The following is a 19531-nucleotide window of genomic DNA, read 5'->3' as shown; positions in this document are numbered from 1 at the left end:
CTAAGGATGCTCTAGCACATCACCAAGCGGTGAAAAGGGGCGGTGTGATGACGCGGGTTCAGCGCCAAGCTCGCAACAGCCCCAGCAACGCCTCCTCCTGCGGTTCCGGCGCGATCTCGATCCTTGACCCGGCGATGCTTTCGCAGGCTGCGGCGATACGTCCCGACAGAGCGAAAAATGTGGTCTTTTCAAAAAGATCACGCAAAGCGGGCCGCCGGATCAGCGTCTCCGTCGCCGCTGCCGCCTTGGCCGAATAGAGCAGAACGGCTTCGACCGGCCGGCTGGACAGGCGCGTAAGCAGGTCCGTGTCGGAATAATCCAGCGCAAGCGTGTCGTAGGTCTCGATGGCGCGGACCCTGACGCCGGCTGCCATGAGCCGCTCCTCGAAGGCCGGAAAGCGCACGCGGCCCGCGAGATAGACGATCGTCCCTGCCGAATAGCCGGCAACGATCGCGTCGGCCAGCGCGGTGGCATCGCCCGGACCTTCGCCGACCGACAGGAAACCCGCCTTGCGCGCCGCTTCCGCCGTCCTGTTGCCGACGGCATGACAGGGCAAGGCAGCGAGCGCCGCGATGAGTTCTTCCGGCGCATGGCGCACCGCGTTGGCGCTGGTGACCGCAACGGCCGCAGCATCCAGTGGGCGCGCGCCGGCGTCGACCGGCAACGCCACCGTCTCGGTCAGCGGCAGCAGGATCGGCTGAAAGCCCATATCCTGCAGCCGGCGCATCGTGCGCGAGGCGCCCGGTCCAGGCCTCGTCACCAGGACGCGGACCATTTTAGGCCCAGCCGTCGAAGAATGTTTCGCCGGCCTTGGTCCGCACCGTCCTGGCGGCGTCCGCGCCGATCCGCGCAGCGTCCTTCGCAGGACCCTCCAGCTTAACCTCATGCGAGGCCGTGCCGTCAGGTGAGATGATCAGCCCGGCGAAATGCAGCGTTTCGCCCGATATCGTCGCATGACCGGCGATCGGCGTGCGGCAGGAGCCGTCGAGCGCCGCGAGAAAAGCCCGCTCGCAGGCCAGCGCCTGTCCGGTCGGCACATCATGGATGGCCATCAGCATCTTTTCCACGTCACGGTCGCCGATGCGGCTTTCGATGCAGATCGCGCCTTGACCCGGCGCCGGCGGGAAGATGTCCAGCGGCATCAAATCGGTGACGACGTGTTCGAGCCCGAGCCGTTTAAGCCCGGCATAGGCCAGAATGGTGCCGTCGGCGACGCCCTCGTCCAGCTTGCGAAGCCGCGTCTGCACATTGCCGCGGAACATCACCACGTCGAGATCAGGCCGCATGCGGCGGATCAGCGCCTGACGCCGGAGCGAGGACGACCCAACCTTCGCGCCTTGCGGCAGGTCAGCAATCCTCTTCGCCGCCTTGCCGACAAAGGCGTCGCGCGCGTCCTCGCGCGGCAGGAAAGCGGACAGCTCCAGCCCGTCCGGCAACAGCGTCGGCATGTCCTTCGACGAATGCACTGCGATGTCGATGCGGCGCGCCAAAAGCGCTTCTTCGATCTCCTTGGTGAACAGCCCCTTGCCGCCGGCTTCCGACAGCGGCCGGTCCTGGATGCGGTCGCCGCTGGTCGAGATGACGACCACCTCGAACGCTGCCTCCGGCAGGCCGTGCGCCGCCATCAGCCGCGCCCGCGTTTCATGCGCCTGGGCCAGCGCCAGCGGGCTGCCGCGTGTTCCGATTTTCAAGGTTGTTTGCATGGCGCGCGGTCCGTGATAACCCCCGGGCAAGCGAGTCTTGCCGGGTTTTCTCCTAACGGGGAACGCCTGGCGATACAATCTTCGAGGACCGTGACGAATTGATCCGCGTTCTAGGCATTGAGACGAGTTGCGACGAGACCGCCGCCAGCGTGGTGGCGCTCGACGGCACGTCCGCGCCCGAAATCCTGTCCAACATCGTGCTCAGCCAGATCGAGGAGCATGCCGCCTTCGGCGGCGTCGTGCCGGAGATCGCCGCGCGTGCCCATGTCGAGGCCCTCGACGGCATCATCGAGGCCGCCTTTGCCGATTCGGGCATGGCGCTCGGCGATATCGATGCGATCGCTGCCACCGCCGGCCCCGGCCTCGTCGGCGGGCTGATCGTCGGTTTGATGACCGCTAAGGCGATTGCCGCCGCCGCGAACAAGCCGCTGATCGCCATCAACCATCTCGAGGGCCATGCGCTGACGGCAAGGCTGACCGACGGGCTCGACTTCCCTTACCTGCTGCTTCTGGTTTCCGGCGGCCATACGCAGATTGTCGCCGTTCGTGGCGTTGGCGACTACCAGCGCTGGGCGACGACCATCGACGATGCACTGGGCGAAGCCTTCGACAAGACGGCCAAGATGCTCGGCCTGCCCTATCCCGGCGGCCCCAATGTCGAGAAGGCGGCGGCGTCAGGCAATGCCGCACGCTTTGCCTTCCCGCGCCCGATGAAAGGCTCGGCGCAGCCCGACTTTTCCTTCTCCGGCCTCAAGACCGCCGTGCGCCAGGCGGCGACGGCCATTGCACCGTTGAGCGATGAGGATGTCGCCGACATCTGCGCCTCCTTCCAGGCGGCGGTGGCGGACGCACTGGGCGATCGTGTTGGTCGGGCACTGAACCGCTTCCGGCAGGAATTCCCGGGCAAGGCGGACCCGGCGCTGGTCGTTGCCGGCGGCGTCGCCGCCAACCGCACGATCAAGGCGACGCTGGAGGCCCTATGCGTACAAGCCGGCTTCACCTTTGTCGCGCCTCCGCTGAAGCTTTGCACGGATAATGCGGCAATGATCGCCTGGGCCGGCATCGAACGGCTGCGCGCCGGCATGGCTGAGGAGAACGCCGCCGATTTCGTGCCGCGCTCGCGCTGGCCGCTGGACAGCATCTCGGCGCCGATGGTCGGCTCGGGCCGGCGCGGGGCAAAGGCATGATCGAGGGGGGCATGACCAGCGGCGAGGATAGGGCGCCAAGCGGCTGGCGCGTTGCCGTGCTCGGCGGCGGCGCCTGGGGTACCGCGCTGGCGCTGGCCATGCTGCGCGCCGGCCATTTCGTCCGCCTCTATGCGCGCGACCCGGAGACCGTCGCCGCGATCGACCGCGGCGAAAATCCGCGCTATCTGCCGGGTATTGCGATCGAGCCCGGCATCGTGGCGACGAGCGACATCAGGGCCGCGCTCGACGGCGCCGACTGTGTGCTGGCCGTGACCCCGGCGCAGGCGCTGCGCACCATGCTGGCCGTCGCAAAGGGCCATGTGCCGAAGGACGTGCCGCTGGTTCTCTGCGCCAAGGGCATCGAACGCGACACCGGTGCGCTGCTGTCGGCGATCGTCGAGAACATCCTTCCCAAGAATCCGGTTGCCGCTCTGTCCGGTCCGAGTTTTGCCACTGACGTCGCGCGTGGACTGCCGACGGCTGTGGTGGTCGCGGCCCGCGACGCTGATCTGGCCGCCGACCTTGCCGCCCGCTTTTCGGCCGAGAACCTGCGCTGCTACTCGAGCGACGACCTCGTCGGCGTCGAGATCGGCGGCGCGCTGAAGAATGTCTTTGCCATTGCCGCCGGCGCGGTGACCGGTGCCAGCCTCGGCGCCAGCGCCCAGGCTGCCATGGTGACGCGCGGCTTCGTCGAACTGCGCCGCATCGGTGCGGCCTTCGGCGCCAAGCCGGAGACGCTGATGGGGCTTTCGGGCCTCGGCGACCTCTTGCTGACCTGCTCATCGGCGCAGTCGCGCAACTTCGCCTATGGGCTGGCGCTGGGACAAGGCAAGCCGCTTGCCGGTCTGCCACTGGCCGAAGGCGTGCCAACGGCGGCAATCGCCGCCCGCATCGCCGCGGAGCGCGGCATCGACGCGCCGATCATCACCGCCATCGCCGCCATACTGGACGGCACGGTTACAGTCCGACAGGCTGTGTCGGCGCTGATGACGCGGCCGCTGAAGACCGAAACCGACATATAAGTCTCGAACAAACCGGAGCTGAAAAAGATGCTGTTTGCGTTGATTTGCAAGGACAAGCCGGGCAGCCTGCAGGTGCGCCTCGATACGCGGCCCGAGCATATCGCCTTCCTGGAAGGGCTGAACGGCGACAAGAAGCTCGCCTTCGCCGGCCCGTTCCTCGATGCCGACGGCAAGCCGAACGGCAGCCTCGTCGTCGTCGAAGCCCCGGACCTGGCCGGCGCCGAGAAGCTGTCGGCGGCCGATCCCTATGCCAAGGCCGGCCTGTTCGAAAGCGTCGAAATCCGCCAGTGGAACTGGACCTTCAACAAGCCGGCGGCTAATTGATTGCAGGCCGAACGGAGGAGCAAAGCATGAACTACTGGCTGTTCAAATCCGAACCCTCGGTGTTCTCCTTCGAGGCGCTGAAGGCCAAGGGCAAGGCCGGCACGCAGTGGGACGGCGTGCGCAACTACGCGGCGCGCAACAACATGAAGGCGATGCAGATCGGCGATCTCGGCTTCTTCTACCATTCCAATGAGGGGCTCAACATCGTTGGCATCGCCGAGGTCTGCGCCCTGGCCCATCCGGACAGCACCACCGACGATCCGCGTTGGGAATGCGTCGACATCCGCGCCGTCAAGGACGTGCCGAACCCGCCGACGCTGGAAGAGGTCAAGGCCAATCCCAAGCTCGCCGAAATGGCGCTGGTCCGGCTCGGGCGGCTTTCCGTGCAGCCGGTGACGCCGGCCGAATGGAAGGAAGTCTGTCGAATGGGCGGGCTGACGCCCGCCCCGTGACGATACTCACGCCGAACAGCGCCAGAAGATTCATCCTCGACAATACGGCGCTGATGGCACCGCCGCACGTACCCGAAGTCTTGTTGCATCTGGCCGACGAAGCGCATGATCTGTGGCTGCGCACCGAAGACGAGCTCGCCGCGATCGGCCTGCCGCCGCCCTTCTGGGCCTTCGCCTGGGCCGGCGGCCAAGGTCTCGCCCGCTACGTGCTTGACCATCCGGCCACGGTACGCCGCAAGCGCGTGCTCGACTTCGCCTCCGGCTCGGGCCTTGTCGCCATCGCGGCTGCGAAGGGCGGCGCGGCCGCGGTGATCGCCGCCGACGTCGACCCGTTCTGCGCGACGGCGATTGCCCTCAATACAGAAGCCAATCAGGTCGAGGTGGAATGCTTCGGTACAGACTGCGTCGGCACTGATGAAGGCTGGGATGTGGTTCTTGCCGGCGACGTCTTCTACGACAAGCCCTTCGCCGACAGGCTGATGCCATGGTTCGCGACGCTGAAGGCGCGCGGCGCGGAAATCCTGATCGGCGATCCCGGCCGCTCCTATCTGCCCAGGACGGGCCTGGAGCCGCTTGGCGTCTACGAAGTGCCGGTGACACGCGCGCTGGAGGATGCCGAGGTCAAGCGCACGACCGTCTGGCGCCTTGCTTGACGCCGCCGCCGAACAGGCGTTCCATCGCGCATCAAAGAATATGCATGTCGTTGTCTCGAAGCAGCTGCGCACTTTGGGCGACCTGCATACGGAGGGGGGACCATGGATTTTTCGGCCGTGAACTGGCTGGCGGTGATCGTCGCCGCCGTGGTGGCGTGGCTGTTCGGCGCCGCGTGGTACATGGGCTTGAGCAAGCCGTGGCTGAAGGCCGCCAAGCTCGACCCGGCGACGATGAAACGCTCGCTGCTGCCCTTCATCATCTCCTTCATCGCCGAACTGATCATGGCTCTGGTTATGGCGCTTGTCGTCGGCGCGATGACCGGCGGCGAACCGACCCTGGTCGCCGGGCTGGTCTTCGGCTTCGTGCTGTGGCTGGGCTTCGTCGCAACGACGCTGTCGGTCAACCACCGCTATGAAGGATTTGGCTGGGACCTGACCCTCATCGACACCGGTCACTGGCTCGGCGTGCTGCTTCTCATCGGCGCGGTGATCGGCTGGTTCGGTGCGCCGGTCGTTGCCGGCTGAGCACACCCCCCGACCGCATGGCGGCTGGCGCAATCTAAAGCTCGTCCCAACTCCGGCGCGTCGGGTCCGGCTGCGGCTTGTGGACCTCGTTCAGGATCCAGTCCTTGAAGGCCACGACCCTCGCGTCATTGGCGGATGCGACCGGATAGACGAGGAAATAGGCGAATTCGGGCGCGACCTTGATGCCCAGTGCGAACGGCCGCACCAGCCGGCCCTCGGACAGGTCGTTGGCCACCATGGCAAAATCGGCGAGCGCCACCGCATTGCCGTCGAGCGCTGCCTGCACCGCATCCGATGAGCTGCCGAAAACGATGGTCCGGCTGTCGTCGAAATCATCGACGCCCGCCGCCGCCATCCACATGCGCCAGTTCGGCCAGGTGACGCCCTGGCGCGACCATACGATATGGGCGAGCGTGTGCTGGAACAGGTCGCGCGGCTCCTTGAGCGGCGGCCCGGAGCGCAGCAGGGCCGGGCTGCAGACCGGAGTGATGATGTTCTCGAACAGTCGGTCGGCGCATAGTCCCGGATATTTGCCGGTGCCGAAGCGGATGCCGATATCGACGTCGTCGCGGTCGAAGTCGCGCACTTCATAGGAGATGTCGAAGCGCAGCTCGATGCCAGGCCGCTGCCGGCGAAAATCATCGACGCGCCGCATCAGCCATTTCGTCGCGAATTGCGCGTCCAGCGTGATCTTCAGCAGCGCCGTTCCGCGCGCCGTCTTCTGCGCCTGCGAAACCGCCCGGCCCAGCAGGTCGAGCGCGTCGGTCGCGGCGTCGGAAAGCACCGTACCTGCTTCCGTCAGCCGGATGGTGCGGCTGGTGCGCGTGAACAGCACCAGTCCGAGCTGGTCCTCGATCTCCTTGATCTGATGGCTGACCGCGGCCGGCGTCAGCCCGAGCTCATCGGCGGCGCGGGTGAAATTGAGGTGCCTTGCCGCCGCCTCCAGCGTTCTCAAGGCACGGGTTCCCGGCAGCAGACGGGCCATCAGGGCGAGACCTGGTCAAATGGGATCATGGCGCTTCGATCCTCAAAGAAAACTTGATGATGAGAAAAGAACTACTCGTTTCCCCCTTAAATTTCAATCCGGCATGATGTGATCATCGAAACACCATCAAACCGGATTTGACATCCGGAGAACGGATTACACCATGTCACACATCGCCTTGAGAGCCCCCCGGCCGAGCTGGATCAGCGCTGCGCTTGACTGGCTTCGCCACGCCAGGGTCGCCATACGCCTCGCCCACCAGGATATCGCCCACCAGGATGTCGAGGACCTCTCCGATCGCCAGCTGCGCGACATCGGCGGCGAACGCAAGGACGTCGCCCGCGCCATGGACCGCGAACTCGGCCGCCTCGGCTTGCTCGACACAGGCTGGCAGTCGCCACGCCGTCCGAACCATTGATACGCTCGAAGGCTGCTGAGATTCAGGTCAGGCCGAGTCGGAGTCGAAGACGGGCGCGAAGCGACCAAACAAGGTGGCTTCCGAGAACCGGAGCGGAGCGTACTTAAGTACGTGAGCACCGGAAGCGCAGGAAGCCATCGTTTGCAGGCCGGCATCACCTGAATCTCAGTGGCCCTTAGCGAACCACCCTCACCACCGTCCTATCCGACAGCAGCGGCAAAAGCCGCGCCATGGTTTGCGCCGTCACCGCCACGCAGCCTTGCGTCGGCGTGAAGCCCGGGCGCGCCAGATGGAAGAAGATGGCGCTGCCGCGCCCGCGCCGCCGCGGCGAAATGTTCCAGTCGAGCACCAGGCAGGCGTCATAGAGCCGATCGGAACGCCGCATCCGCTCGTGGCTGGCGCCGTAGGGGATTTTCACCGGGCGATTGTAGTTGCGGTCGTCCGGCACCTCGCACCAGCCGAGATCGGGGCCGATCGGCGTCATCGCCAGCCGCGTCCTGCGGCCGCCGGAAAATTGATCCCCACGGAAATAACCGGACAGGATCCGCATGGGGCCAAGCGGCGTGGCGCCGTCGCCTTCGCGCTTGTTGGCAGAAATGCCGCCGCGCCCCAGGGCGCAGGAAAACACCAGGCGGCCAGCCTGCAAAAACCCCTGACTGGGGTTGCCGGGCCTGGCGCGCACGCTGAGCACGGCGAGCCCTTTTGGCAAAAATGCGCCGGCTGCATTGCATGCACGTTTTTTCTTGTATGATCGTGTCACGGAACAAATCACTGTGATCGGCTGTTCTGTCGGTCAGCTTCCGCATAAACGGGGGGCGGTCAACTGAATTTTCTTTTCAAAACAACGGATTGATCCATGACCTCACGCACCATTCTGATCGTTGACGACGATGACGACCTGCGCGGCACACTCGTCGAGCAACTGGCCCTCTACGAGGAATTCGACGTCCAGCAGGAGGCAACGGCCGCAAAAGGCGTCGCTGCGGCCCGCGGTGGCCTCGTCGACCTGCTCATCATGGATGTCGGCCTGCCCGACATGGACGGCCGCGAGGCCGTGAAAATCCTGCGCAAGGGCGGCTACAAGGCGCCCATCATCATGCTGACCGGGCACGATACCGATTCCGACACGATTCTCGGTCTCGAGGCTGGCGCCAACGACTATGTGACCAAGCCGTTCCGCTTCGCGGTGCTGCTTGCCCGCGTCCGCGCCCAGCTGCGCCAGCACGAGCAGAGCGAGGACGCCACCTTCTCGGTCGGCCCCTACACTTTCAAGCCGAGCCAGAAGCTTCTGATCGACCAGCGCGGCGCCAAGGTGCGGCTGACCGAAAAGGAGGCCTCGATCATCAAATATCTCTACCGCGCCGACCAGAAGGTGGTGACGCGCGACGTGCTGCTGGAAGAGGTCTGGGGCTACAATTCCGGCGTCACCACGCACACGCTGGAAACCCACGTCTACCGTCTGCGCCAGAAGATCGAGCGCGATCCTTCCAATGCCGAAATTCTTGTGACAGAAAGCGGCGGCTACAAGCTGGTTCCTTAAACTTTTCATGATCCAATGAGCGGTCGGGCGGGGCCGCTTTCGGGTGCGATCCTGATGCTGGAGGGTGGTAGGATCGACTCCGAAACGCATCGGCCAAAGATCGGAATCGATTTTTGGAAAGCATGGTGCGTAGATTCAGGATGTTAGAGCATCCTTTGCGCATCCAATGGGATGCGGCGCTCTAAGGGAGGGATTGGACTGACCGCTCGGGGACATAGCTAGATGGCGCTGGATGACGACATCCGCATCCTGTCCGCCGTGAGGCTCTTCGAGGGCTTCACGCAGGAACAGCTGCGCCTGCTCGCCTTCGGCGCCGAAACCACGCTGCTGCAGGCGAACCACAAGCTCTACCGCGAGGACGACGTGGCCGATTCGGCCTATATCGTGGTCAGCGGCCGCATCGTGCTCTATCGCGAGCAGAATGGCGACCGCATCCCCATCAACACGGTCGGTCCGGGCACCATCTTGAGCGAGCTGGCGCTGATTGCCGACACCAACCGGTTGACCAGCGCCTCAGCCGAGATCGATTCGGAAGTGCTGCGCTTGAGCCGCAAGATGTTCCGCCGCATCCTGGAAGAATATCCCGAGATCGCGGTGAACCTGCACCAGCGCATCCTGGAGGATTTTCAGGCGTTGATCCGTCGCATCGAGGAGCTGGCGCCGCGCTTTACGGGGTAGGTTCGACTACGCGTCGACCACGACTACTCTAAATCAAATCGCGCAATGACCGGCACATGGTCCGACGGTCGCTCCCAGCCACGCGCCGGGCGCAGGATTTCATAGCCGGCAAAATTTGCCACCAGGTTCGGTGACGACCAGACATGGTCGAGCCGGCGGCCGCGGTCCGAGGCCTCCCAGTCCTGCGCGCGATAGCTCCACCAGGTGTAGAGCTTCTGTTGCTGCGGCACGTTGAGCCGCATCAGGTCGACCCAGTTGCCGGCGCGCCGCATCGCCTCGAAGCTTTCCGTCTCTACCGGCGTGTGGCTGACGACTTTGAGCAACTGCTTGTGCGACCAGACATCGTGCTCGAGCGGCGCGATGTTGAGGTCGCCGACCAGGATCGAGCCGGACACCTCGTCGTGCTCGGCGCGGATGGCGTTCATCTCGGCGACAAAGTCGAGCTTGTGCCTGAACTTGCGGTTGATCTCCGGGTCGGGTTCGTCACCACCGGCAGGCACATAGAAATTATGCAGCAGGATCGCCTTGCCGCCGGCCCGCACCGTGACCGACAGATGCCGGCTGTCGTCGATCTCGCAGAAGCGCCGCTTCTCGACCACTGCGATCGGCCGCCGTGCCACCGTCGCGACGCCGTGGTAGCCCTTCTGGCCGTGGAAGGCGATGTGCTCGTAGCCAAGCTTGCGGAAGGCCTTCTCGGGAAACAATTCGTCGGGAACTTTCGTCTCCTGCAGGCAGAGCACGTCGGGGGCCTGCTCAACAAGCAGGCGCTCGACGATCGGCATGCGCAAGCGAACGGAGTTGATGTTCCAGGTGGCGACGGAAAAGGGCATGCGGCAGGGTCCGGCAAAAGATCACCGATCTACTGCCAGTCGCACGCCGCAAAAACAAGCTGGGTGATAATCGGCAAGGTCGGCGCTGCCCCTCATTGCCCTGCCGGGCATTTCTCCCCGTAGACGGGGAGAAAAAAGCTGGCCGCAGCCTTGCGCTCATTCTGCAACGCTGGCGATTGGCGAAACGTTCGATGGCAGCGTCCTTCTCCCCGTTTACGGGGAGAAGATGGCGGCAGCCAGATGAGGGGCAGCGCAAACGCCCGGAAGGTTCCGCACGACAGCGGACCCCTAGCGCGTCTTGGTGTTCAGCTCGCGGTTTGCCGTATAGTCGATGGCAAAGGTGTCGGGGGCGAAGCTGACACCTTCCTTGACGTTGAAGATCATCACCGTCGTGTCCTTGCCCTGCGCGTCGGTGATGGTCCACTGGCGCAGTTCGTAGGACTTCGGATCGAACATCATGGTGATCCTCGCATTGCCGAACACGGATTTGTCGGAGAGCTGGATCGTGGTGAGGTCGTCCTCTTCCTTGACGCTTTTGACGCGGTTGCCGGAGAGGTCGATCCTGTCGTCGAGCAACAGCTTCAGCGGCGTCTTCGACAGCGGATAGAGGTCTGACGTCTTCAGCTTCTTGTTGAGGATGACTACCGATTTGCCGTCGGAAATCACCCGGAAATTCGACGATCCGTCATAGTTGAAGCGGATCTTGCCTGGACGTTCCAGGAAGAACTTGCCGCCGGTCTGCTCGCCCTTCGGCCCGAACTGCACGAATTCGCCGGACATCGATTTTACGGACGAAAAATGGTCGGCGATCTTCTGCGCCGCCGGCGGAACAGCCGCTTGCGCTGACGCCAGCAGCTGGAAACCAGGCACGACGTTTATGGCCGCGGCACCCGCAAGGACCATGCCAAGGCCAAGCACCTGACGGCGGGTTGGGGCAAAATCGCTGTTGGCGAAAATCAAGTTTTTCATGCCGGTCACTTTCGTCTGTTGCGTATGGTGTAGCAGTCCGTGGACCCCCAGTTAGGCTTAAGTTTGGCGGGTCGGACAGCGCTCAATCGCTTCAACGCGCCAGAAGGTTCAAAGGTTGCGGGCAGGCGCTGCGCAGCGCCTGCCGGCGCATCAGAACTTGTCGTCCTCCGTCGGTACCAGGATCTCGCGCTTGCCGGCGTGGTTGGCCGGACCGACAATGCCTTCCTTCTCCATCTTCTCGATGATCGAGGCGGCGCGGTTGTAGCCGATGCCGAGCCGGCGCTGGATGTAGCTGGTCGAGGCCTTGCCGTCGCGCAGCACCACGGCCACCGCCTGGTCGTAGGGATCGTCGGAATCCTCGAAATTGCCGCCACCGCCGCCGCCGGACCCGCCCTTGCCGGACGGCTCGTCGTCGTCGTCCTCGCCATCGTCCTCGGTGATGGCGTCGAGATATTCAGGCACGCCCTGCAGCTTCAGATGGGCGACGATCCTCTCGACCTCGTCGTCCGAGACGAAGGGCCCGTGCACGCGCTGGATGCGGCCGCCGCCGGCCATGTAGAGCATGTCGCCCATGCCGAGCAGCTGCTCGGCGCCCTGCTCGCCCAGAATGGTGCGGCTGTCGATTTTCGACGTCACCTGGAAAGAGATGCGGGTCGGGAAGTTGGCCTTGATCGTACCGGTGATGACGTCGACCGAGGGACGCTGCGTGGCCATGATGACGTGGATACCGGCGGCGCGTGCCATCTGCGCCAGACGCTGCACGGCGCCTTCGATGTCCTTGCCGGCGACCATCATCAGGTCGGCCATCTCGTCGATGATGACGACGATGTAGGGCATCGGCTCGAGATCGAGATTCTCGGTCTCGTAGATCGCCTCGCCGGTCTGGCGGTCGAAGCCGGTCTGCACGGTGCGCGAGATTTTCTCGCCCTTTTTCTCGGCCTGTTGGACGCGTGCGTTGAAACCGTCGATGTTGCGCACGCCAACCTTCGACATCTTGCGGTAGCGATCCTCCATCTCGCGCACGGTCCATTTCAGCGCCACCACCGCCTTCTTCGGATCGGTGACGACCGGCGTCAAAAGATGCGGGATGCCGTCATAGACCGAAAGTTCCAGCATTTTGGGGTCGATCATGATCAACCGGCAGTCCTGCGGCGTCAGCCGGTAGAGCAGCGACAGGATCATGGTGTTGATGGCGACCGACTTGCCGGACCCGGTGGTGCCGGCGACCAGCACGTGCGGCATCTTGGCGATGTCGACGATGACAGCCTCGCCGTTGATGGTCTTGCCGAGCGCCAGCGCCAGCTTTGCCTTGGTGGTCTCGAAATCGCGACTGGCCATGATTTCGCGCAGATAGACCGTCTCGCGCTTGGCGTTGGGCAGTTCGATGCCGATGGCGTTGCGGCCGGGCACGACGGCGACGCGGCAGGCGATAGCGCTCATCGAGCGGGCGATGTCGTCGGACAGGCCGATGACGCGCGAGGATTTGATGCCGGGCGCGGGCTCGAGTTCATAGAGCGTGACGACCGGGCCTGGCCGGACATGGATGATCTCGCCCTTGACGCCGAAATCCTCCAGCACGCCCTCGAGCAGGCGGGCGTTCTGCTCCAGCGCGTCCTTCGACAGGCTGGCGTCGCGCACGACGTTCTTCGGTTCGGACAGGAAATGCAGTGACGGCATTTCGAACGTTTCCGAGCCGATCAGCGAGGTCTGCGCCTCGCGCTGGACGCGGGCACCGGGGGCCGGACGCGGCGCCGGTGCCTCGACGCGGGTCGCCGCGTCGGAGCGGAAGTTCTGCACCTTGGCGGTCGGCGCAGTGCGGCGCTGGACGGGCTCGTCGTCGGCAAAATCCATGTCGGCGTCGTCATTGTCGAACACGTCGTCATCGTCCGGGTCGACGGAAATGCTGCGGTCGTTGACCATGGCGGCGAAGAATTCCGGCTCGACGCGGGCGCGGCCGCCCGGGCTCATCCGCGCCTCGGCATATTCCGCCGATTCGACGCGTTCGGCGGCACGGCGCCAGGCGGTGGAGCGCTGCTCCATCTCCGGCTCGAACTCGTCCCGCTCCTGCTGGCGGCGCACGGCGCGGCGATGCATCCACGCGCGCAGCGACAGCCACCAATGGGTGATGGCGCCGAGCGCCAATATGCCTTCGTCGCCCTCATCCTCGTCATTGTCGAAGAGCAGGTCGTCCTCTCGGGGATCGGGCGCGGCAGCTGGCTCGAGCACAGCGAAGCCGTTCTTGCGTGCGATCAGCGCCGAGCCATAGGCGAACAACCACAGCGCCGGCGCGGCAAGCAGCACGGCGAGCACACTGGCGAAGAGACCGGTCGGATAGCCGCCGATGACCAGGCCGGGGATCTTCAGCACCATGTCGCCGAACACGCCGCCGAGCCCGGTCGGCAGCGGCCAGGTCTTGGGCGGCGTCACGCAGCCGACGATCGCCGCCGCGAGCAGCGCGAAGCCGAACCAGGTGAGCCCCCGCTTCGGTAGCCTGTCGACGCCGCGCGCGGAAAACAGCAGGTAGCCCCAGATCACCGCCGGCACCAGGGCAGCAACGGCGGCAAGACCGAAGAACTGCATGGCAAGGTCGGAAAAGACCGCGCCCGTATAGCCCATGGCGTTGGTGACGATGTTGGCGGTGGCGTGGGAAAAACTCGGATCCGCGACGTTCCAGGTGGCGAGGCTGGCGATGCCGAAGGCAACGAACACGAACAGGGCGACGCCGACCAGCCGGCCGACCTGGCGCCGCGCGAATGCCTGGATGCCGTGCCCCGTATCGGTCAGCGCGAGCGGTGCTGAAGCCCCTGAACGCATGCCTCGTTCCCCGTCTGTCATGGACTGGCCGGGCGCAACACGCACTCCGGCAGATTCGGATGCCAGACTATCGGTGGGAAGGTTAAGGCCGCATTAACTATAAGAAGTTGAGGCGGCCAAAACCCGATACCGTGAGTTGCGGATGCCTGCCGGCGCCCGCCTTGCCGAGCCGGACGGGTCGATGCAAAAAAGCCTCGCGAGCCGGAGCCAGCGAGGCCTTTCTTGAGGAGGGCGAAAGTGGGATTTGGCCCTCCGCTGATCCGGGGGTGGGATCGAGGCGCAAGCTAGCCGACAAACGATGCGCCTGTGGAATCACTCTGAATCACATTCGCTTGATGCTTGACGGGCCGGATCCGTACCAACAAAAATGGCGAACCCGCGGACTCGCCATCGCTTGCTTGGAAAGACCAGGTCCGCATGGGCCTGATCCTTGCCATCTCAGTTGGCGCCGCCGAGCGCCTGCAAATTGGCGCAGAATTCGGCATGCGGCTTGCTCATCGCAGCATCCTGGCATTCCTTCATCATCGCGTCCTGCTTGTCCTTGGCCATCGAGTCCCAGGCCGCCTTGAACTCGGCCTTGGGCTTCATGGCCTTCATGCCACTGTCGGTAAAGAACGGCGCCATATTGTCCGGCGAGTCGAGAGCGCCGGCGAATGCCACGCCGCTGACCATGGAAAGAGCAAGCGCTCCAAGGCAGATACTCCTGATGTTCATGAGATGGGTTTCCTTCCCAGTTTTTCGCGGGCGCCCAAGCGACGATCGCCACCCCAGTTCGAAACCGGCATGCCGGATGTTTCAGACGGGAAGCCTGACGACGCGCCCGATCAACTGATAGTGATCGGGCCGCCGGCATTGGCGGCAGGCGGGCATCTAGAGCAATTCCAGGAAAAGTGTGCCGCGGGTTTCCGTCCGGAATTGCGCAAAAACAAAAGGTCAGACAAAAAAGAGGCCCGGAACAGGTCCGGGCCTCAATGCGTGAGCCCTTTTCGGGAGCGTCACGACGGGATGGGAGGATGCGGGGCGGCGCAAGCCGCCCGGCACTGGCGAGGCTTACGAGTGATAGGCCGCTTCGCCATGCGAGGTGAGATCGAGGCCTTCGCGCTCTGCGTCGGCCGACGGACGCAGACCGACGATCATGTCGACGATCTTGTAGAGGATGGCGCTGCCGATGCCCGACCAGAGCACGGTCACCAGCACGCCTTTGCCCTGCGCCAGCAACTGGGTGGCCGTGCCGGCATAGCCGGCGGCGAAATCGGCCGTCGAATAGTCGACGATGCCGGCGCCGCCGAGGGCGGGGTTGACCAGGATGCCGGTACCGAGCGCGCCGATGATGCCGCCGACGCAGTGGACGCCGAAGACATCGAGGCTGTCGTCATAGTCGAACGTGTTCTTCACCACCGAGACGAAGAAGTAGCAGACGAAGGTGGCGACGATGCCGAGCACGATGGCACCCATCGGCCCGGCAAAGCCGGCAGCCGGCGTGACGGCGACGAGGCCGGTCACCGCGCCGGAAGCTATGCCCAGCATGGACGCTTTGCCGCGCAGCAGCGATTCAAGCACGGTCCAGGTCACAGCCGCCGCCGCCGTGGCGACGAAGGTGTTGATCATGGCGAGCACCGCGTAGGCGTTCGCCTCGAGGTTCGAACCGGCGTTGAAGCCGAACCAGCCGACCCACAGCAGTGAAGCACCGACCATGGTCAGCGTCATCGAGTGCGGCGCCATGATGTCCTTCTTGTAGCCGATTCGCTTGCCGATCATCAGCGCGCCGACGAGGCCGGCGATGCCCGCATTGATGTGAACGACCGTGCCGCCGGCGAAGTCGATGGCGCCGAAGCTGAAGATCAGCCCGGACGGATCGGAATAGGCGCTCGGACCACCCCAGAACCAGACCATATGCGCGATCGGGAAGTAGATGAACGTCACCCAGAGGATGACGAAAAGGATCACTGCGGAGAATTTGACGCGTTCGGCGAAGGCGCCGACGATCAGCGCGGGCGTGATGCAGGCGAAGGTCATCTGGAAGACGACGAACACCAGTTCAGGAATGGCGACGCCCTTGGTGAAGGTTTCCGAGAGCGTCGATACGCTGACACCGGAGAGAAACGCTTTGGACAGACCGCCGACGAAGGCGTTGCCGGCGGTGAAGGCGAGGCTGTAGCCGTAGAAGACCCAGATGATCATGACCACGCTGGTGATGGTGAAGACCTGCATCAGCACCGAGAGCATGTTCTTGGTGCGAACCAGGCCGCCGTAGAAAAGGGCAAGGCCGGGAATGGTCATCAACAGCACCAGCACGGTGGAAATCATCATCCACGTGGTGTCGCCCTTGTCGACGGTGAAAGCGGGGGCTGCCGGCGCGGCCGCGGCGACGGCGGGGGCCGCTTCCTGCGCCAGCGCGGCGACCGTGCCCAATGCTCCGAGCGCGAACGAGCCCAGCAGCGCGGAGCGCGCCGCTGACTTCAAGGTGGAAGGTATGTTCATTGAACTCTCCATTGGAATGCGTGCTCGCTGCTCAAAGCGCGTCTGTGTCTGTTTCGCCGGTGCGGATACGCACGGCCTGGTCGATGCCGAAAACGAAGATCTTGCCGTCACCGATCTGGCCGGTCTTGGCCGCCGCCGTGATGGCTTCGACGGCCTTGTCGACCATGTCGAGAGCGACCGCGACCTCGATCTTGATCTTCGGCAGGAAGCTGACCGCGTATTCCGCGCCGCGATAGATTTCCGTATGTCCCTTTTGACGCCCGTAGCCTTTGACTTCGGTGACGGTCAGGCCCTGGATGCCGACTGCGGTGAGCGCCTCGCGCACCTCGTCGAGCTTGAACGGCTTGATGATAGCCATCACGATTTTCATAAGGTTTCACCCTTTGCTGTTGCGGGTCCCCGCGTTTGCACGACTTCGCCGATCCCAATGAGAGCCGGAGAGTGCCCGCTAGGATTCAAGCTCCGTGCCAATTGCCGAAGCAGCCTGTTAACCTATTGTAAACAAAGAGATTGAAGGCCGCGGAACGGCAAGTCGTGCACAGTCACGGCATTGTCACTGATTAAAAAATAGGCAATTTTTTGAAAATGCCTATTCGACAGGCCGAAGCGGCATACGACCGCTTTCCTGTCCTGCTCAACGCTTGAGCCGGATCAGCCCTTCCTGGGCAACCGAGGCGATCAGCGTGCCGTCGCGGGCAAACAGCGAGCCGCGCGTAAAGCCGCGCGAGCCTTGAGTCGACGGACTGTCCTGCGTGTAGAGGATCCAGTCGTCGAGCGGATGGCTGCGGTGGAACCACATGGCGTGATCGAGGCTGGCCGCCTGGATGTCGCGGTCGAAGATGGCGCGGCCATGCGCGAAGGTCGAGGTGTCGAGCAGCGTCATGTCGGAGAGATAGGCGAGCACCGCCGCCTGCGTGGCGCGGTCGGCCGGCACAGGTCCGGTGGTGCGGATCCAGATGTTCTGCTCCGGCTCCAGCTTTTCCCGGCTCGTATAGTGCTTCAGCATCACCGGCTTCATTTCGATCGGCCGGTCGCGGTCCCAGTAGCGTTTGATGCCTTCCGGAACCGCCTCGCCGAATTTGCCCAGCAACTCGCGCTGCGACAGCAGGCTGTCGGGCGCCGGCACGTCCTGCGGCATCGGCACCTGGTGCTCGAGACCGACCTCATCCTGCTGGAACGAGGCTTCCAGCGAGAAAATCGCCTGGCCGTGCTGGATTGCGACCACGCGGCGCGTGGTGAAGGAGCCGCCGTCACGGATGCGGTCGACCTCGTAGACGATCGGCACCGTGGTGTCGCCCGGCCGCATGAAATAGCCGTGCAGCGAATGCACATGGCGCTCGGGCTCGACCGTGCGCTGGGCAGCGACCAGCGCCTGGGCGATTGTCTGGCCGCCGAAGACGCGCTGCCAGTCGAGCTTGGGGCTGCGACCACGGTACAGGTTGTGTTCCAGCCGCTCGAGGTCGAGAATGCCGAGAAGCTCGTCCATGGCCACTGTCATGTTTCGCGCTCCATCCGCGGAAGTGTTATGGCGGTTTCCGACAGGAATGACGGGCAGTCAAGGCCGAATGGCCGGACATGGCCGGCAAGGGCCAGGGCCACGAAAGGAATTTGTCATGGTTGACCGCAAGGCGGATGCGAAAACCCGGGCCTCGCTCGACGTGCTGGTCGCCGGCGCCGGCTATGTCGGCCTGGCCAGCGCCGTGGCGCTGAAACAGGCACGTCCCAGCCTCGCCGTCGCCGTGGTCGACGCCGCGCCCGCCGGCGTCTGGCAAAGAGACGGCCGTGCCTCGGCGATCGCGGCGGCCGCCTGCCGCATGCTGGAACAGCTTCAGGTCTGGAACGAAATCGCGCCGGAGGCGCAGGCGATCACCGACATGATCATCACCGATTCGCGCGCATCCGATCCGGTGCGTCCGGTGTTTCTCACCTTCGACGGCGAGGTGGCGCCCGGCGAGCCTTTCGCGCATATGGTCGCCAACAAGGATTTGAACGGCGCCTTGCGCCGGCGCGCCGAAAAACTCGGCATCGACGTCATCGAGGGTCTCGCCGTCAGCGCCTTCGACACCGATGGCGCCGGCATCACCGTGCATCTGGCCGACGGCGCGACGCTGAAGGCGCGCCTGCTGGTCGCCGCCGACGGCGTCAATTCGAAACTGCGCGACATGGCCGGCATCAAGACGGTGAAATGGGAGTATGGCCAGTCCGGCATCGTCTGCACCGTCGCGCATGAGCGCCCGCACAATGGTCGCGCCGAGGAACATTTTCTGCCCGCTGGCCCCTTCGCTACATTGCCGCTCAAGCCGGACGGCAGCGGCACCAACCGCTCGTCGATCGTCTGGGTCGAACGCTCGGAGGACGCACAGAAACTGGTCGACGGCGACGACCTCGTCTTCGAGCACGAGCTCGAACAGCGTTTCGGCCTCAAGCTCGGCGCTATCCACGTCGCCGACAAGCCACGCGCCTGGCCGCTTGGCCTGACGCTCGCCCGCGCCTTCGTCGCGCCGCGCATCGCTTTAGCCGGCGATGCCGCCCACGGCATCCATCCGATCGCCGGCCAGGGCCTCAACCTCGGCTTCAAGGATGTGGCCGCGCTTGCCGAAGTGGTGGTCGAGGCCGACCGCCTGGGACAGGACATCGGCGCGCTCGACGTGCTCGAACGCTACCAGCAGTGGCGGCGCTTCGACACCGTGCAGATGGGCATCACCACCGATGTGCTGAACCGGCTGTTTTCGAACGACATCGGTCCGCTGCGCACCGTCCGCGACATCGGCCTCGGCCTCGTCGAACGCATGCCCAAGCTGAAGGACTTCTTCATCCGCCAGGCATCCGGTCTGTCAAGTGACACGCCGAAACTGCTTAAGGGCGAGGCGATCTGAGCGCCGCCGCTTAGCACAATTTACCTCAGGCCTTCTTTTCCAACGCTCGATGCGAGGCCGTCGACGCGATGCCT

The 19531-nt window shown here is 64.5% G+C and carries 21 protein-coding genes; 10 read left to right on the top strand and 11 right to left on the bottom strand.

Translation table 11 applies throughout. The features are described 5' to 3' along the window. Positions 1-58: 58 nt before the first annotated feature. On the bottom strand, positions 59-775 hold the full coding sequence (locus tag DH08_RS25300) for a uroporphyrinogen-III synthase (RefSeq protein ID WP_192181877.1): 717 nt from the start codon (positions 773-775) through the stop codon (positions 59-61). Position 776: 1 nt separating this feature from the next. Continuing rightward, complete coding sequence (gene hemC, locus DH08_RS25295; protein WP_192181876.1) at positions 777-1703, bottom strand: hydroxymethylbilane synthase; 927 nt, start codon at positions 1701-1703, stop codon at positions 777-779. A gap of 101 nt (positions 1704-1804) precedes the next feature. On the opposite strand from hemC, the gene tsaD reads away from it, so the two are divergent. The 6 genes from tsaD to DH08_RS25265 all read left to right on the top strand — a co-directional run bounded on the left by tsaD (position 1805) and on the right by DH08_RS25265 (position 5866). Further along, on the top strand, positions 1805-2890 hold the full coding sequence (tsaD, locus tag DH08_RS25290) for a tRNA (adenosine(37)-N6)-threonylcarbamoyltransferase complex transferase subunit TsaD (protein WP_192182080.1): 1086 nt from the start codon (positions 1805-1807) through the stop codon (positions 2888-2890). Further along, positions 2887-3912 carry an NAD(P)H-dependent glycerol-3-phosphate dehydrogenase gene (locus DH08_RS25285; RefSeq protein WP_246801002.1) on the top strand — a complete coding sequence of 342 codons (1026 nt, stop codon included), beginning with the start codon at positions 2887-2889 and terminating at the stop codon, positions 3910-3912. Before tsaD ends, DH08_RS25285 begins: the two co-directional genes overlap by 4 nt. A 27-nt stretch (positions 3913-3939) precedes the next feature. Then, entirely contained in the window at positions 3940-4236 is a 297-nt protein-coding gene (locus DH08_RS25280) for a YciI-like protein (protein WP_192181875.1), read from the top strand. Between the two features lie 26 nt (positions 4237-4262). Further along, positions 4263-4688 (top strand): EVE domain-containing protein, encoded by a 426-nt coding sequence (locus DH08_RS25275; RefSeq protein ID WP_192181874.1) that lies wholly within the window; start codon positions 4263-4265, stop codon positions 4686-4688. Next, on the top strand, positions 4643-5341 hold the full coding sequence (locus DH08_RS25270) for a class I SAM-dependent methyltransferase (protein ID WP_192181873.1): 699 nt from the start codon (positions 4643-4645) through the stop codon (positions 5339-5341). Before DH08_RS25275 ends, DH08_RS25270 begins: the two co-directional genes overlap by 46 nt. A gap of 102 nt (positions 5342-5443) precedes the next feature. After that, the gene (locus tag DH08_RS25265) at positions 5444-5866 is read left to right on the top strand and encodes a DUF1761 domain-containing protein (RefSeq protein ID WP_192181872.1); all 423 of its coding nucleotides are present in this window, start codon (positions 5444-5446) and stop codon (positions 5864-5866) included. Positions 5867-5900: 34 nt separating this feature from the next. Here the strand turns inward: DH08_RS25265 and gcvA are convergent, their stop codons facing one another. Further along, positions 5901-6851 (bottom strand): transcriptional regulator GcvA, encoded by a 951-nt coding sequence (gcvA, locus tag DH08_RS25260; protein ID WP_192181871.1) that lies wholly within the window; start codon positions 6849-6851, stop codon positions 5901-5903. Positions 6852-7014: 163 nt separating this feature from the next. Between gcvA and DH08_RS25255 the strand changes: the two genes are divergently transcribed. Further along, entirely contained in the window at positions 7015-7269 is a 255-nt protein-coding gene (locus DH08_RS25255; protein ID WP_192181870.1) for a hypothetical protein, read from the top strand. A 175-nt stretch (positions 7270-7444) separates the two neighbouring features. On the opposite strand, the gene DH08_RS25250 is transcribed toward DH08_RS25255, so the two are convergent. Then, positions 7445-7978 carry a L,D-transpeptidase family protein gene (locus DH08_RS25250; RefSeq protein WP_192181869.1) on the bottom strand — a complete coding sequence of 178 codons (534 nt, stop codon included), beginning with the start codon at positions 7976-7978 and terminating at the stop codon, positions 7445-7447. A 147-nt stretch (positions 7979-8125) separates the two neighbouring features. Here DH08_RS25250 and DH08_RS25245 point away from each other — a divergent pair, with 147 nt between their 5' ends. Both DH08_RS25245 and DH08_RS25240 read left to right on the top strand, forming a co-directional pair. Further along, positions 8126-8809: a response regulator transcription factor gene (locus DH08_RS25245; RefSeq protein ID WP_006201134.1), complete on the top strand. Its 684-nt coding sequence runs from the start codon at positions 8126-8128 to the stop codon at positions 8807-8809. A gap of 222 nt (positions 8810-9031) precedes the next feature. Continuing rightward, positions 9032-9487 carry a cyclic nucleotide-binding domain-containing protein gene (locus DH08_RS25240; protein WP_006201133.1) on the top strand — a complete coding sequence of 152 codons (456 nt, stop codon included), beginning with the start codon at positions 9032-9034 and terminating at the stop codon, positions 9485-9487. 23 nt (positions 9488-9510) lie between these two features. On the opposite strand, the gene DH08_RS25235 is transcribed toward DH08_RS25240, so the two are convergent. From DH08_RS25235 to tesB, 7 genes are all read right to left on the bottom strand, one after another. After that, positions 9511-10317: an exodeoxyribonuclease III gene (locus DH08_RS25235; protein WP_192181868.1), complete on the bottom strand. Its 807-nt coding sequence runs from the start codon at positions 10315-10317 to the stop codon at positions 9511-9513. 288 nt (positions 10318-10605) lie between these two features. Beyond that, positions 10606-11286, bottom strand: coding sequence for an outer membrane lipoprotein carrier protein LolA (locus DH08_RS25230; RefSeq protein WP_192181867.1), 681 nt, complete (start codon positions 11284-11286; stop codon positions 10606-10608). 150 nt (positions 11287-11436) lie between these two features. Further along, on the bottom strand, positions 11437-14100 hold the full coding sequence (locus DH08_RS25225) for a DNA translocase FtsK (RefSeq protein ID WP_192181866.1): 2664 nt from the start codon (positions 14098-14100) through the stop codon (positions 11437-11439). Positions 14101-14538: 438 nt separating this feature from the next. Further along, on the bottom strand, positions 14539-14814 hold the full coding sequence (locus DH08_RS25220) for a hypothetical protein (RefSeq protein WP_192181865.1): 276 nt from the start codon (positions 14812-14814) through the stop codon (positions 14539-14541). Between the two features lie 336 nt (positions 14815-15150). Then, positions 15151-16581, bottom strand: coding sequence for an ammonium transporter (locus tag DH08_RS25215; RefSeq protein WP_192181864.1), 1431 nt, complete (start codon positions 16579-16581; stop codon positions 15151-15153). 31 nt (positions 16582-16612) lie between these two features. Further along, complete coding sequence (locus tag DH08_RS25210) at positions 16613-16951, bottom strand: P-II family nitrogen regulator (RefSeq protein WP_006201125.1); 339 nt, start codon at positions 16949-16951, stop codon at positions 16613-16615. 264 nt (positions 16952-17215) lie between these two features. Next, positions 17216-18079 carry an acyl-CoA thioesterase II gene (gene tesB / locus DH08_RS25205; RefSeq protein ID WP_192181863.1) on the bottom strand — a complete coding sequence of 288 codons (864 nt, stop codon included), beginning with the start codon at positions 18077-18079 and terminating at the stop codon, positions 17216-17218. A gap of 115 nt (positions 18080-18194) precedes the next feature. Between tesB and DH08_RS25200 the strand changes: the two genes are divergently transcribed. Continuing rightward, positions 18195-19457 (top strand): ubiquinone biosynthesis hydroxylase, encoded by a 1263-nt coding sequence (locus tag DH08_RS25200; RefSeq protein ID WP_192181862.1) that lies wholly within the window; start codon positions 18195-18197, stop codon positions 19455-19457. The last annotated feature ends 74 nt before the right edge of the window (positions 19458-19531 follow it).

Source organism: Mesorhizobium amorphae (assembly GCF_014843845.1).
GTDB lineage: Bacteria > Pseudomonadota > Alphaproteobacteria > Rhizobiales > Rhizobiaceae > Mesorhizobium > Mesorhizobium amorphae_A.
This window is presented reverse-complemented; position numbering and strand designations above follow the sequence as displayed.

Bases quoted from the DNA above. Each gene is read 5' to 3' on its own strand.
- DH08_RS25210 (WP_006201125.1), bottom strand. From the start codon at position 16,951: ATGAAAATCGTGATGGCTATCATCAAGCCGTTCAAGCTCGACGAGGTG.
- DH08_RS25215 (WP_192181864.1), bottom strand. From the start codon at position 16,581: ATGAACATACCTTCCACCTTGAAGTCAGCGGCGCGCTCCGCGCTGCTG.
- DH08_RS25200 (WP_192181862.1), top strand. From the start codon at position 18,195: ATGGTTGACCGCAAGGCGGATGCGAAAACCCGGGCCTCGCTCGACGTG.
- DH08_RS25275 (WP_192181874.1), top strand. From the start codon at position 4,263: ATGAACTACTGGCTGTTCAAATCCGAACCCTCGGTGTTCTCCTTCGAG.
- DH08_RS25270 (WP_192181873.1), top strand. From the start codon at position 4,643: ATGGAAGGAAGTCTGTCGAATGGGCGGGCTGACGCCCGCCCCGTGACG.
- DH08_RS25300 (WP_192181877.1), bottom strand. From the start codon at position 775: ATGGTCCGCGTCCTGGTGACGAGGCCTGGACCGGGCGCCTCGCGCACG.
- DH08_RS25220 (WP_192181865.1), bottom strand. From the start codon at position 14,814: ATGAACATCAGGAGTATCTGCCTTGGAGCGCTTGCTCTTTCCATGGTC.
- DH08_RS25245 (WP_006201134.1), top strand. From the start codon at position 8,126: ATGACCTCACGCACCATTCTGATCGTTGACGACGATGACGACCTGCGC.
- gcvA (WP_192181871.1), bottom strand. From the start codon at position 6,851: ATGGCCCGTCTGCTGCCGGGAACCCGTGCCTTGAGAACGCTGGAGGCG.
- DH08_RS25225 (WP_192181866.1), bottom strand. From the start codon at position 14,100: ATGCGTTCAGGGGCTTCAGCACCGCTCGCGCTGACCGATACGGGGCAC.
- DH08_RS25230 (WP_192181867.1), bottom strand. From the start codon at position 11,286: ATGAAAAACTTGATTTTCGCCAACAGCGATTTTGCCCCAACCCGCCGT.
- tesB (WP_192181863.1), bottom strand. From the start codon at position 18,079: ATGACAGTGGCCATGGACGAGCTTCTCGGCATTCTCGACCTCGAGCGG.
- DH08_RS25255 (WP_192181870.1), top strand. From the start codon at position 7,015: ATGTCACACATCGCCTTGAGAGCCCCCCGGCCGAGCTGGATCAGCGCT.
- DH08_RS25235 (WP_192181868.1), bottom strand. From the start codon at position 10,317: ATGCCCTTTTCCGTCGCCACCTGGAACATCAACTCCGTTCGCTTGCGC.
- DH08_RS25265 (WP_192181872.1), top strand. From the start codon at position 5,444: ATGGATTTTTCGGCCGTGAACTGGCTGGCGGTGATCGTCGCCGCCGTG.
- DH08_RS25240 (WP_006201133.1), top strand. From the start codon at position 9,032: ATGGCGCTGGATGACGACATCCGCATCCTGTCCGCCGTGAGGCTCTTC.
- DH08_RS25285 (WP_246801002.1), top strand. From the start codon at position 2,887: ATGATCGAGGGGGGCATGACCAGCGGCGAGGATAGGGCGCCAAGCGGC.
- hemC (WP_192181876.1), bottom strand. From the start codon at position 1,703: ATGCAAACAACCTTGAAAATCGGAACACGCGGCAGCCCGCTGGCGCTG.
- DH08_RS25280 (WP_192181875.1), top strand. From the start codon at position 3,940: ATGCTGTTTGCGTTGATTTGCAAGGACAAGCCGGGCAGCCTGCAGGTG.